This is a genomic window from Brachybacterium rhamnosum (assembly GCF_039526185.1).
GTDB classification, from domain to species: Bacteria; Actinomycetota; Actinomycetes; order Actinomycetales; family Dermabacteraceae; genus Brachybacterium; species Brachybacterium rhamnosum.
The window spans coordinates 148,215-161,508 of the sequence record NZ_BAAAIS010000001.1 but is presented as its reverse complement, the minus strand read 5'-3'; the positions used below and the strand labels follow the sequence as shown (position 1 = coordinate 161,508).

Here is a 13,294-nt window from a genome sequence, read left to right as displayed (position 1 = left end):
CTCGCACCTGGGAACGCCGGGGACATCCTCCGCGCGGTGGAACTTCGTCCGACCACGGTCTGATCCTCGGTGCTGCCGGGTGGTCCCGGACCGGTGCCTGCTCATACGTCGAGCGTAGGGCGGGGTTCGGGGAGCGACGACGGGGCACGCCCGTGACGTTGCGGAGTGTTACCCCCTTGTGTGCTCCTCGGACACCTGATAGGTGGCTGTGAACGAGGTGGAGGCCAGCTGCTGGGTGAAGATCGCGAAGCGCGCGGCCACGTGGGGCGCCGCCGGATCCGCGTCGAGGTGCTCCACGGGAAGCGCGTGCACGGTGAACACGTAGCGGTGCGGGGGACCGGCCGGGGGCTCGGGCCCGTCGTAGCCGGGGTTGCCGAAGTCGTTGACGGCCTGGCGGATCCCGGGATGCTCCCGCTCGAGACCCGCGGGGAGCGAGGTGGTCGCGGCGGGCACGTCCCAGGCGATCCAGTGCCAGAAGCCGGAGCCCGTCGGCGCGTCGGGGTCGTAGCAGGTCACCGCGAAGGAGCGGGTGCCCTCGGGGGCTCCGCTCCAGGCGAGGTCCGGGGACAGGTTCTGCCCGCCCTGCGAGGCCACCAGCTGCGGAGGCCCGACGACGGAGCCGTCCGGGAGGGCGCGGGAGACGAGGGTGAAGGCGTCGGCGTCGGTCATGGCGCCACCTTAGGAAGACGGCCCCCGCCTGTCGAGGCGGGGGCCGTCCGGGGTCGGCGCGCGGGGCGCGGGAGCGGGGGTGCTCAGAACCCGAGCGCCGTGGGCCTGGGGTAGTGGCGCAGGAACTTGCGCACCTGGTTGGCCTTCGCGACCGCGACGTAGCCGCGTCGGCGCGGCCCCTCGACGGGCGAGGCGAGCGGGTGCACCGTGCGGCGCCGGCCGATCGCGCGCACCCGGGCCCGCAGCGCCGGGTCGACGATGTAGCGCCGCAGCAGCGCCCACGGGACGATCGAGTAGAGGATCTCCGCGGTGGGGACCATGCGCTCGATCGCACGGTCCTCGACCATGTCCGCGACGACGGGGATCGCGACGTTCGCCCCGGCGGCGGTCATGTAGTAGTTGTTGCGGCCGATCCGCGGGTTCACCTCGAAGAACTTCGCGACGCCGTCGCGGGGGTCCACCTTCACGTCGAAGTTCGCGAAGCCGCGGTAGCCGGTGCGGCGCAGGAACCGCTCGGACTGCACGAGCACGTCGCCGAGGTCCGTCGTGAACATCGCGGCCGGGTTCCCGAGCGCCCCGGGGGTGTGCTCCTCGAGCAGCACGTGGGCGCCGCCGAGCAGGGTCACCTCGCCGCGGGTGTCGACGTACGCGGTCACCGAGAGCATGGAGGTGTCGTCACCGGGGATGAGCTCCTGCACGACGAAGCGGTCGGTGTAGCCGGCCCTCTGGAGCCGCCCGGCGAGGTCCTCGAGCTCGGCGCGGTCCGCGATCTCGAAGACCTTCCGCTTGCCGGGGAAGCTCACGGCGGAGTACGCCGAGGAGCGGGAGGCCTTCGCGACGACCGGGAAGTCCCAGGGGATCTCCGGGATCTCCGGGAGCGCACCGCCCGCGAAGTCCAGGACGATCGTGCCCGGGGTGGGCACGCCGATCTCCTCGCAGGTGAGGGAGAAGGTCGCCTTGTCGGCGACCGCGGCGAGGACGTCGTCCCCGAGCAGCGGCAGGTGGAAGAGCTCGCCGAGCTCCTCGCGGTGGTTCGCGATGAGCAGCACCAGGAAGTCGGCGTTGGCGAGCAGGATCGGGCGCAGGCCGGCGGCCTTCTTCTCGCGGCCCACGGCGAGCAGCGCCCGGACCATGGCGTCCTCGGAGGCGTCCGCGCCGAGCTCACGGGTGGTGAGGAGGCGCGAGTCCGCGACGGGCCCGGAGACGGTGCGCGTGACGACGGTCGCGACGGTGCCGTAGCGCTCGTGGAAGGCGCGGGCGAGGGCGTAGACGCCGATGTCGCCGCCCAGCAGGACGAGGTCGACGCCGGGGGTGCTCGGGGTGCCGGTCATGGGGGAGAGGTCCTTTGCTCAGAAGCCGGAGTCGGTGGGCCGCGGGTAGACGGCGCGGTACTTGCGCACGAAGTTCAGCCCGGAGACGGTCGCGTAGGCGCGCATCCACAGGCCCTCGGGGCCGTAGCGGAAGGGGTTCGCCAGGCGCGTGCGGGCCAGGCGCCTCACGCGCGATCGGAGCACCGGGTCGCGCAGGTAGCGCAGTACGAGAGGCACCGGGAGGATCGAGTAGAGCACGGGCTCCGTCACCCGCACGGGCGTGATGTCCCGCCCGTGGACGCGGTCCTCGACGACGTGCCGGGCGACGGACTCGCCGGTCGCGGTGACGTAGTAGTTGTTGCGGCCGATCCGCGGGTTGATCTCGAAGAAGCACTCGCGGCCGGTGCGGGGGTCGACCTTCACGTCGAAGTTCGCGAAGCCCACGTAGTCCACCGCGTCGAGGAAGCGGGCGGCGGCGTCGGTGAGGGTCGGGAAGTCGCCGGTGACCATCGCGGCCGGGCGGCCCAGCGCTTCCGGGGTGTGCTCGCCCAGCAGCACCTGCGCGGCGCACAGCAGGGTGACCTTCCCACGGCTGCTGCGGTAGGCGGTGATCGAGCGCTCGGCGGTGTCGTCCCCGGGGATCAGCTCCTGGAACAGGAAGCGCCCCGTGAAGCCGGCGGCGCGGAGGTCCGCGATGAGCTCCTGCTGCTGCGCGGCGGACTCGAGGAAGAACACCTTGCGCTTCCCGGGGAAGTGCACGTCGTGGTACTCCGCCGTGTTCGCGGCCTTGCCGACGACCGGGTAGGACCAGGGCAGCTCCGCGGTGCCGTTCCAGCCCTCCTCCTCCTGGCGGGAGAAGTCGACGACGACGGTGGGGACCGTGCCGATGCCGAGCTCCTCGCACAGCTCGGCGAACTCCGCCTTGTCGGCGAGGCGCTCGAGGAGCTCCGCGGGCACCTGGGCGAGCAGGTAGTGCGGCTCGAGGTCGGCGCGGAAGCGGTTGATGAAGGCGATCAGCGAGTCGGCGTTCGTCAGCAGCAGGGCGGGCCGTCCCTCGGGGCGCTGGGCGGCGAGGTCGAGGAGTGCGTCGCGCATGTCCTCGTCGGTCGCGTCGGCGCCGAGCTCGACGAGGTCGGTGGAGACGGTGCGGGCGTTCATCTCCACGGGGATCCGCACCACGGTGGTGCATCGCATCCCGTACTGCTGGTGGAAGGCGATCGTCAGGTTCAGGGAGTTCAGTCCCGCCCCGAGGACGACGACGTCGAAGCCGGGATCGGTCGGCGTGGAGGGCGTGCGCATAGGGGCGATCCTAACGAGGGCTCGGGCCCGGGCCGCGCAGCCACACGGCTGCGCGGCCCAGGTCACGCCGGGAGCGGGTGTCAGGCCGTGCGCAGCCAGACGGCGGTGTCCGCGGGGAGCTCGCCGGCGGGGGCCGGGCGCTCCCCGGAGCCGACGAGCACCTCGGCGCCCGCGAGCGCGGAGGGCAGGGCGACGGTCTCCTCCGAGGTGTTCACGAGCACCGTCACCTCGCCGCGGCGCACGCCGAGCACCCCGGCGGGCAGGCCCTCGAGGAAGGCGACGCCCTCCCCGGGCCGGCCCAGGCCGAGCTCCGAGCGCAGCGCGAGAGCGCGGCGGTACATCTCGAGCGTCGATCCCTCGCGGCCGGACTGGGCGTCCGCGGCGAGCGGGCCGAACTCGGCGGGCTGGGGGAGCCAGGACTCGCCGGTCGCGGAGAAGCCGAAGGCGGGCGCGTGCTGCTCCCAGGGGAGCGGCACGCGGCAGCCGTCGCGGCCGGGGACGCCCGCGCGGTGGTGGGAGGGGTCCTCGCGCAGCTCGTCGGGGATGTCGCGCACCTCCGGCAGGCCCAGCTCCTCGCCCTGGTACAGGTAGGCGGCGCCCGGCAGGGCGAGCATGAGCAGGGTCGCGGCGCGAGCGCGGGCGAGGCCCAGCGCGGCATCGGGCACCTCGTCGCGCGCGAGGCCCTCGCCGAAGGCGTGGTCGGGGGCGAAGCCGTAGCGGGAGGCGTGGCGGATGACGTCGTGGTTGGAGAGCACCCAGGTGGTGGGGGCGTCGACGGCGTCGGCGAGGGCGAGCGGCTTCTCGATCGCGGCGCGCATCGTCTCCACGCCCCAGCGGGCCTGGAGGAAGCCGAAGTTGAAGGACTGGTGAGCCTCCTCCCTGCCGATGTAGAGCGGCAGGCGGTGCTCGGGGATCCAGGCCTCGAGCACCATCATGCGGTCGCCCTCGTAGGAGTCGACGATCGGGCGCCACTCGCGGTAGATGTCCAGCACGCCGTCGTTGTCGAAGTAGACGGGCACCTCGCCCTCGGGGATGTCGATGAGCCCCTCGGCGTTGACGGTCGCGTCCGGCAGACCCTCGGGCTTGACCATGCCGTGCGCGACGTCGACCCGGAAGCCGTCGGCCCCGCGGTCGAGCCAGAAGCGCAGCACGCCCTGGAACATCTCGTGGACGGCGGGGTTCTCCCAGTTCCAGTCCGGCTGGGTGGTGTCGAAGATGTGCAGGTACCACTGGCCGGGGGTGCCGTCGGCCTCCGTGACGCGGGTCCAGGCGGGGCCGTGGAAGATCGAGGTCCAGTTGTTCGGGGGCAGCTCGCCGTGCTCGCCGCGACCCTCGCGGAACACGTACATGTCCCGCTCGGGGGAGCCGGGGGCGGCGGCGAGCGCCTGCTGGAAGAGCACGTGGTCGCTCGAGGAGTGGTTCGGGACGAGGTCCACGATCACCTTGAGGCCCAGGGCGTGCGCCTGCCCGATCAGGGTGTCGGCGTCGGCGAGGGTGCCGAACCGGGGGTCGACGTCCGTGTAATCGGCGACGTCGTAGCCGGCGTCGTTCTGGGGCGAGGTGTAGAAGGGGGACAGCCAGAGGGCGTCGACCCCGAGATCGCGGAGGTAGGGCAGGCGGGCGGTCACGCCGGGGAGGTCGCCCATGCCGTCGCCGTCGCTGTCGGCGAAGGAGCGGGGGTACACCTGGTAGACGACGGCGTCGCGCCACCATTCGGCACGGGCGGCCTGCTCGGACGATGCGGACTGCTCGAGGGGCGCGGGGGCGAGGGTCATGGGGGTCCTTCCGGTGGTGGTGCCCGAGGCTCGGGACAGGTTCTCAGGTGTATCGGGACCGCGGGGCGGGTGTTCGGTGCGGGAGCGGCGAGGACGCCGCTCAGGACAGGGCGATCACGACCGCGCCGGGGCCCGTGGCCGCGAGGCGGAGCACGGGCCCGTCGACCTCGGCCGTGACCGCGCCGACGACCGCCCGCACGGCGGGGGCCCCGGCCGGGCCGGGTCCCTGCGGGTCCAGCAGGACCGGCGGATGGGCGTCGCGCGCGAGGTGCACGAGCACGTCGCCGTCCGGGTGGGTGCGCACGAAGGTGAGGGAGTCGGCCCCGGCATGGAGCCAGCGAAGGCCGCCGCGGCGCAGCGCGACCTCCTCGCGGCGCAGGCCCAGCAGCGCGCGGGTCGCGGCGAGCACTGCGGTGTCCACGGCCGTCACGTCCTCGGCGGCGATCGCGTCCCAGGGCATCGGGGTGCGGGAGTGCTCCCCGGTGAGGCCCTCGGCGCCGATCTCGTCGCCGGCGAAGAGGGTCGGCACGCCGGGGAGGGTCGCGAGGGCGGCGACGGCGACGAGCTGCCGCTCCCGCGTCCCGACCACCGAGCGGGTGCGCGGGGTGTCGTGGCTGGAGAGCTGGTTCTGGGAGTGCAGGCGGGAGGGCCAGGGGAGGTGGGCGCCGTAGCCGGCAAGGGTGCGGCGCACGGCGGTGCCCGGCAGGGAGGGGAGCGTCATCGGCAGCCCGAGCCAGTTCAGGCTCGAGCCGGGATCGGCGAGCCAGGCCCAGAGCGGGCGGGTGAAGCCCGCGTAGTTCATGGTGCCGTGCCAGCCGTCACCGGCGAGGTCCCCCGACGCGTCGTGGCCGTGCTCGGCGATCAGCCAGGTCTCCCGGCCGGTGCGCTCCTGCGCCTCCCGCAGGGTGCCGCGGATCTCCCGCGCCACCTCGTGGGTCACGTCCACGTCGCGGTGGCGCCCGGTCATGTTGGCGACGTCGATGCGCCAACCGTCGGCCTCGATCGGCGAGTCGAGGTAGCGGCCCACCACCGAGCCGGGGCCGCGGGTGAGGCGGTCCCGGAGCGCGTCGGAGCGCAGGTCGAGCTTGGGCAGCGAGGCGACGTCGAGCCAGCTGACGTAGCCGTCCGGGTGATCGGTGAAGAGGTAGAAGCCGGCCTCCTCGGAGGCAGGGTCCGCCTGGGCGGCGCGGAACCACTCGTGGGTCGCGCCCGTGTGGTTCGTGGTGAGGTCCAGCAGCAGGCGCATGCCGCGCTCGTGCAGCGCCGCGGAGAGCCGGGCGAGGGCCTCGTCGCCGCCCAGCAGCGGGTCCACGCGGTCGAAGGTCGAGGCGTCGTAGCGGTGCACGGAGCCGGCGGGGAAGACGGGCGTGAGGTAGAGCGTGTCCGCGCCGAGGGAGGCGATGTGGTCGAGCCGGTCGATGACCCCGTCGAGATCGCCGCCGTAGTACTGGCGGCCCGTGAGATCGCCGCGCACGGCGGGCTCCTCGTCCCAGGCCATGGGCACCGCCCAGTCGGGCAGCTCCGCGGGGGCGGGGCGGCCCTCGGCATCGACGGGCACGCGGGCGCTGCGGGAGAAGCGGTCCGGGAAGACCTGGTAGACGACCGCGTCGTCGACCCACTCCGGCGCCGGGTCGTGGGCCACGAGGCGGAAGTCGGTCGCGTCGGCCACGTCCCAGGGGACGAGGCCCGCGGCGGTGAGCCAGGCGTAGGCGGGCACGGGGGCACCGGAGGCGGTGACCGCGCCGGGATCGGCGAGCACGCAGAAGCGGTAGCCCACCACGGGGTTCGCGGCGACGAGGGTCGTCGTGAACCAGCGGCCGCGCTCGCCGGGGGAGGCGGGCTCCTCCTCGAGCGTGGCGGTGAGGATCTCCCCGTCGACCATGGCCCGCAGCGCGACGGCGCGCACCGGGTACGCGGCGGGCACCCACACGCGCAGGACGGCGTGGTCGCCGAGGCGCAGCGCGCCCTCGTGCCGCACGTGGCGGGGGCCGCCGTCGTGGTGCGGCTGCTCCGCGAGCGGCACGCCGGAGTCGTCGACGGGCGGGAGGCCGGGAGGGCCGACGAGGAGATCGGTCACGGGGATCAGCCCTTCACGGCGCCGGCGGTCGAGCCGCCGACGATGTAGCGCTGGAGGAACTGGTACAGCACGATCACCGGGATCATGATCATCACGGAGCCCGCGGCGAAGACGCCGAGGTTGTTCGAGCGGTCACCCGAGAGCAGGCCGTACAGGCCCACCGCGAGGGTCTTCTTGTCGTTCGCCGTGAGGAAGATCGAGCCCAGCAGGAACTCGCTGAGCACGCCCACGAGGGCGAGCAGCACGGTCGTGGCGAGGATCGGCGTGAGCGTGGGCAGCAGGATCCGGGAGAAGACCTGCCAGTGGCTCGCGCCGTCGATGATCGCGGCCTCGTCGAGCTCCCTCGGCACGGTGTCGAAGAAGCCCTTGATGAGCCACACCTGGCCCAGGGACCCGCCGAGCAGGACCACGATGTAGCCGGGCAGTGAGTTCAGGCCGAGGCCCGGGAAGATCTGGCCGAGGCCCGAGATCATCGTGTACACGGCGATCATCGCGAGCACCGACGGGAACATCATGATCAGCAGCAGCGAGAGCAGGCCGATCCGGCGACCCGCGAAGCGGAAGCGGCTGAACGCGTAGGCGGCGAGGGTCGAGAGGAACACCTGCACCACGGCGACGACGACGCACACGATGATCGTGTTGAGGTACCAGGTGAGGAAGGGCCCGCGCGCGCCGGAGATGAGCTCGCGGTAGTGCACGAGGCTGAAGGACTTCGGGATGATCCCGGTCGAGGAGACCGTGCCGAGCGGGTTGAGCGAGGCGGAGACCACGAAGAGGATCGGGAAGATCGCGAAGAGGACGGCGAGGATGCCGACGACGTGGCGCCAGCCGATCTCGGCGAACCAGCGGCCGAACGGGAGACGTCGCTGCTGGGTGACGGAGGTGGGGGGAGTGCTCATGGTGGCCGCCTCTCAGTTGACGTCTTCGAGGACGTTCGTGAACCGGAACTGGATCGCCGCGAGGATGCCGGTGAGGGCGAACAGGGCGACGGAGACGGCGGAGGCGAAGCCGAAGTCGGCCCCCGAGCCGCCGAAGGCGATGCGGTAGATCATCGAGATGAGGATGTCCGTGCCGCCGCGCGTGTACTCGCCGGGGAGGAACGGTCCGCCCTCGGTGAGCAGCTGGATCGCGTTGAAGTTGTTGAAGTTGAAGGCGAAGCTCGCCACGAGCAGCGGGGAGACCGCGACCAGCAGCAGCGGCGTGACGACCTTGACGGTGGTCTGGAGGCGGTTCGCGCCGTCCATCCGCGCGGCCTCCATGACGTCGTTCGGGATCGCCTGCAGCGCACCCGTCGAGACGATGAACATGTACGGGAAGCCCATCCAGAGGTTCGTCAGCAGCACGGCCGCCTTGGCGAGGGTCGGGTCGCCCATCCAGTTCAGCGAGAGGCCCAGGGTCTCGTTGATGAGGCCGAAGTCCTTGTTGTAGAAGCTCGACCAGACCAGCAGCGAGATGAAGCCGGGCACGGCGTAGGGCAGCAGCAGCACGGAGCGGTACAGGCGCCGGCCCTTCATCCGCTCGTCGTTGAGCACGAGCGCGAGGGCGAAGCCGACCACGAAGGTCAGCAGCACCGAGCCGAGCGCGAAGACGAGGGTCCACACGAAGGCGGCGCCGAACTGCTTGGCGATCGCGCCGTTGGTGAACAGGCGCAGGTAGTTCTCGCCGCCCACGCCCTGCAGCCAGGACTGGCTGAAGGCGCGCTTGCCGTCCGCGCCGACGAAGTACTCGGAGTCGCCGACCTTGCCGACCGTGTAGGTCTCGCCGGTGGCCGCGTTCGTGATGGTGTCGCTCGCCTCGTCGTAGGAGAGGGCGGTGGTGCCGACGAAGGCCTGGTTCGCGCCCTGGACGCGCACCGCGGAGGTGTCGTCGACGGGGACCGCGAGCTCCTGCAGCGCCTTGTAGGCCGTGTTGACCTGGCGGGCGTCGAGCACCTCGTAGTCCTTCGCGGCGGTGACGAAGCCCGAGGTGACGGTGACGTCGGAGGCGGGGACCGGCTCGAGGGAGGTCTCGGCGTCGCCCGCGAGCACCTCGCCGCTCGCGGGGTCCACGAGCAGGAGGGTGAAGGGACCGGCCGCGGCGTCGCCGCCCGGCTCGACCGCGACCGACATGTTGTACCAGGTCGAGTCGTCCGTCTGCTGCACGGAGTTCGCGACGATCTGCTCGATCGCCTGCTCCTTCGTGCCGCGGGTGCCGTCGCCGAAGTTCGTGAACGAGTAGCCGATCGTGAGGACGATCGGGGTGATGAGGAAGACGGCGAGGAACAGCGTGCCCGGCAGGAGGTACTTCCCCGGGATGAAGCGCTTGGTCGAGTAGACGACGAAGATCGCGACCGCGGCGAGCAGCATGACCACGAGCCACATCCACTGCTTCTGGGCGACGGCGATCGGGACGGTGAAGGCGACCACCGCGAGGACGGCGCCGAGCAGCACCACGCGGGCGATCACGGCGGGGATGGTCGTGGTGCGCTCGCGGTGCGCGGGCGCCTGGGCGGAGGACATGGCGGCGTTGCCTTTCGGTCACGGCGGAGGGCCGGCGGGGTGCCGGCGGAGGGGGAGCGGGGTGCGGCGCGATCGCGGCGCACCCCGCTCGGGATCACCTGGGGGGCGGTCAGCCGCCGATCTGCTTGGTGATCTCCTCGCCCGCGGAGGTCATGGTCGACTCCGGGTCGGCGCCGCCGACGATGTTGGCGTCGGCCTGGCCGAGCGGGCCCCAGATGGCGGCCATCTCGGGGATCGCGGGCATCGGCTCGGCGCTGCCGGCGAGCTCCGCGATCTTGACGATCTCGGGGTAGTCGCCGGAGAGCTTCTCCTGCAGCTCGAGGTTGATCGGGGGCAGCTCGTTCTTCGGGAACATCTGCTCGGCGATGTCCGCGGAGGAGGCGACCGCGGTCGCGAACTGCTGCGCGAAGGCGGGGTTCTTGCCGTTGGTCGCGACGTAGAAGGCGTTGACGCCCGCGAAGGGCACCGCGGGGTCCATGCCCTCGAAGCCGGGGACGGCGCTCATGGCGAAGTCGATCTTCGCGGTGCGGATGTCCTCGAGCGCCCACGGGCCGGAGACCAGGTAGGCGGCCTTCCCGTCGGTGAACAGGGAGATCGCGTTGTCGCCAGAGATCGAGGTCTTCAGCACGCCGTCCTTGCCGAGCTCGCCGATCTTCTCGGCGGCCGTGATCGAGCCCTCCTTGCCGACGCCGACGTCGGACGGGTCGAAGTTGCCCTCGCCGTCCTTGCCGAAGAGGTAGCCGCCGGCCGAGGTGTAGAAGGGCTCCATGTGGTAGGCGTCGCCCTGCTCGCCGACCGGGAGCGCGAGGACGTTCTCGGCGCCGCCGGCCTTCGCGGCCTCGACGAGCTCCTCGACCGTCTTCGGCTCGGGGACGTCGGTGAGGGCCTTGTTCGCGAAGAGCACGAGGGTCTCGACCGCGTAGGGGGCGCCGTAGGTCTGACCGTCGTAGGTCACGGCCTCGAGGCCGATCGGGGCGATGGCCTCGGTCGCGGCGGCCGGGAGCTGCACGGGCTGGATGGAGCTGTTCTGGACCAGGTTCCCGATCCAGTCGTGGGCCGCGACGATCATGTCCGGGCCGTTGCCGGCCTGGTTGGCGGTGATGAAGTTGGGCTGGAGGTCCTCGGCGACGGTCTGCACCGCGACGGTGAGGCCGTTGGCCTCGCCCCACGCCTTGGCCGGCTCCTCGAGGGAGACGGCCTTCTCCTCGTCGGTCCAGATGACGAGGTCGGCGTCGGCGCGGGTGACGGCGCCGCCCGCGTCGGAGGCGCCCGAGGCCCCGCCGGCGTCGGAGGCGCCACCGGTGGTGCCCGCGTCGTCGGAGGAGCCACCGCCGCAGGCGGCGAGCAGGGCAGTGGCGGTGGCGGCACCGCTGAGGGCCAGGAAGTTCTTGCGACGGATCAGCACGTCTTCTCCTTCGAATCGTGTCATCCCGGACCACCCTTGGGCCGGTGAATGATGTGAGCACTGTAGATCCACGGATGGAGGATGTGCAAGAATACGCAAGATCTTGCAGGCAACGAATCGGTCACGGCGATGGAGCCACGATCGGAGAGGATGGGCGGCATGGCACGACTCATCGACATCGCCCAGGAGGCCGGTGTGAGCGAGGCGACCGTCTCGCGGGTGCTCAACGGCCGCAGCGGCGTCAACGAGGAGACCCGGCGGGTCGTCATCGACGTCGCGCGGCGGCTCGGCCGCGACGTGGGCCTCGACGCCGTCCGCAGCGGGCCGCTCGTGGGCCTGCTCGTCCCGGACCTCGAGAACCAGGTGTTCACCGCGTGGGCGGAGCGGATCGAGGCGGAGCTCTTCGAGCGCGGCGCCTCGCTCCTGGTCGGGATGCGCGCGCGGACCGTGGACCGCGAGCGGGAGATCCTCCAGCGCTTCCTCTCGAGCGGGGCGGAGGCGATCATCGTCGTCTCCGGCCACCACGCCCAGGAGGTCGGCCCCATGGACCACTACCGCGAGGTGATCGCCGCAGGCACCCCGCTCGTGCTCGTCAACGGCGTGCGCGACGACCTCGACGCCGCCTACCTCTCCACGGACGACGAGCACGCCGTGCGCTCCGCCCTCAGCCACCTCCAGGACCTCGGCCACCGCCGGATCGGCCTGGCGATGGGCGACGAGCACACCTGGCCGGTGCGCGAGAAGCTCCGCGCCTTCGACGAGGGCATGGCCGCCGCCGCGCCCGAGGACCGTCCCGTCGCCTTCACGGACTTCTCCTACGCGGGCGGCTACGAGGCCGCGCGCGACCTCGTGGACCGCGGCGCGACCGCGATCGTCTGCGGGTCCGACGTCATGGCGGCGGGCGCCCTCGAGGCGGTCCGCGCCATGGGGCTGAGCGTGCCCGGGGACGTCTCCGTCGTCGGCTACGACGACGTCTTCTGGGCGGCGCTGACGAACCCGCCGCTGACCACCGTGCGACAGGCCGTGCCGGCCCTCGCACGCGCCGCCGTGCGCGCGGCCCTCGGCGGCGGGGAGCAGTCCCGCCGGCCCGCCCGCACGGAGGTCGTGGTCCGGCCCCAGCTCGTGGCCCGCGGCTCGACCGGCGCGGCCGCTAGCATGGGGCGGTGACCGAGACAGACCGCACCGACAGCTACTCCACCTCCCAGAAGCGCAGCGACGCCCTCTGGGAGAAGATCCGCACCGACCCCTCGGGGCTCCGGATGCTCACCGGCGACCGCCCCACCGGGGCCCTGCACATCGGCCACTACTTCGGCTCGCTGCGCAACCGGGTGCGGCTGCAGGACGCCGGGGTGGAGAGCTGGGTCATCGTCGCGGACTACCAGGTCATCACCGACCGCGAGATCCTCGGAGACATCCAGGGCTCCGTGCGCGAGCTGCTCACCGATTACCTCGCCGCCGGGATCGACCCCGAGCGCTCCACGATCTTCACGCACTCCGCGGTGCCCGCCCTGAACCAGCTCATGCTGCCGTTCCTGTCCCTGGTCACCCAGCCCGAGCTCGAGCGCAACCCCACCGTAAAGGCGGAGCTGCAGGCGGCGGGCAAGACGGCCATGGGCGGCCTCATGCTCACCTACCCCGTGCACCAGGCGGCGGACATCCTCTTCTGCCACGGCAACCTCGTCCCCGTGGGCAAGGACCAGCTGCCGCACATCGAGCAGACCCGCGTCATCGCCCGGCGCTTCAACGAGCGCTACGCGGGCGGTGAGGCGTACTTCCCCGAGCCCGACGCGCTGCTCTCCGAGGCGCCCACGATCCTGGGCCTCGACGGCTCCGCGAAGATGAGCAAGTCCCTCGGCAACACCGTCATGCTGCGGATGAGCCCGGAGGAGACGCTCAAGAAGATCAAGAAGGCGAAGACGGACTCGGAGCGGCTGATCACCTACGACCCCGAGAACCGCCCCGAGGTCGCGAACCTGCTCATGCTCTCGTCTCTCTGCTCCGACCGCACGCCGGAGGAGATCGCGGAGGAGATCGGCGACAAGGGCGCCGGCACCCTCAAGATCATGACCGCGGAGCTGATCAACGAGCACCTCGCCCCGCTGCGCGCCCGTCGCGCCGAGCTCGAGAAGGATCCCGGGTACCTCTTCTCCGTGCTCCGCGCGGGCAACGAGCGCGCGAACGCCGTCGCCGACGAGACCCTCGCGCACGTGCGCGAGGTCATGGGGATGGTCTACTGATCCGCTGAGCAGCCGGATGCAGAG

General features: G+C 72.0%; 10 protein-coding genes. 2 read left to right on the top strand and 8 right to left on the bottom strand.

Features of this window, described 5'->3' with window-relative positions:
* Window positions 1-168 precede the first annotated feature (168 nt).
* From ABD080_RS00770 to ABD080_RS00735, 8 genes are all read right to left on the bottom strand, one after another.
* Window positions 169-669 carry a YbhB/YbcL family Raf kinase inhibitor-like protein gene (locus tag ABD080_RS00770; RefSeq protein ID WP_343903324.1) on the bottom strand — a complete coding sequence of 167 codons (501 nt, stop codon included), beginning with the start codon at window positions 667-669 and terminating at the stop codon, window positions 169-171.
* Window positions 670-752: 83 nt separating this feature from the next.
* Window positions 753-2,000, bottom strand: a complete 1,248-nt coding sequence (locus tag ABD080_RS00765; protein ID WP_137771124.1) for a carboxylate--amine ligase — start codon at window positions 1,998-2,000, stop codon at window positions 753-755.
* 18 nt (window positions 2,001-2,018) lie between these two features.
* Window positions 2,019-3,278 carry a carboxylate--amine ligase gene (locus ABD080_RS00760; RefSeq protein WP_137771123.1) on the bottom strand — a complete coding sequence of 420 codons (1,260 nt, stop codon included), beginning with the start codon at window positions 3,276-3,278 and terminating at the stop codon, window positions 2,019-2,021.
* An 80-nt stretch (window positions 3,279-3,358) separates the two neighbouring features.
* Window positions 3,359-5,053 (bottom strand): glycoside hydrolase family 13 protein, encoded by a 1,695-nt coding sequence (locus ABD080_RS00755; RefSeq protein ID WP_137771122.1) that lies wholly within the window; start codon window positions 5,051-5,053, stop codon window positions 3,359-3,361.
* Between the two features lie 100 nt (window positions 5,054-5,153).
* A complete protein-coding gene (locus ABD080_RS00750; protein WP_343903323.1) occupies window positions 5,154-7,130 on the bottom strand; it encodes a glycoside hydrolase family 13 protein in 1,977 nt (658 codons plus the stop codon).
* Window positions 7,131-7,135: 5 nt separating this feature from the next.
* Window positions 7,136-8,029, bottom strand: a complete 894-nt coding sequence (locus ABD080_RS00745; RefSeq protein WP_137771120.1) for a sugar ABC transporter permease — start codon at window positions 8,027-8,029, stop codon at window positions 7,136-7,138.
* Between the two features lie 12 nt (window positions 8,030-8,041).
* Window positions 8,042-9,628, bottom strand: a complete 1,587-nt coding sequence (locus ABD080_RS00740; protein ID WP_343903322.1) for an ABC transporter permease subunit — start codon at window positions 9,626-9,628, stop codon at window positions 8,042-8,044.
* A gap of 109 nt (window positions 9,629-9,737) precedes the next feature.
* Entirely contained in the window at window positions 9,738-11,033 is a 1,296-nt protein-coding gene (locus ABD080_RS00735; RefSeq protein ID WP_137771118.1) for a sugar ABC transporter substrate-binding protein, read from the bottom strand.
* 159 nt (window positions 11,034-11,192) lie between these two features.
* Here ABD080_RS00735 and ABD080_RS00730 point away from each other — a divergent pair, with 159 nt between their 5' ends.
* Together ABD080_RS00730 and trpS are read left to right on the top strand one after the other, a co-directional pair.
* A complete protein-coding gene (locus ABD080_RS00730) occupies window positions 11,193-12,200 on the top strand; it encodes a LacI family DNA-binding transcriptional regulator (protein WP_343903321.1) in 1,008 nt (335 codons plus the stop codon).
* Window positions 12,197-13,270 carry a tryptophan--tRNA ligase gene (gene trpS / locus ABD080_RS00725; protein ID WP_343903320.1) on the top strand — a complete coding sequence of 358 codons (1,074 nt, stop codon included), beginning with the start codon at window positions 12,197-12,199 and terminating at the stop codon, window positions 13,268-13,270. The genes ABD080_RS00730 and trpS overlap by 4 nt, the downstream gene beginning before the upstream one ends.
* Window positions 13,271-13,294 lie beyond the last annotated feature (24 nt).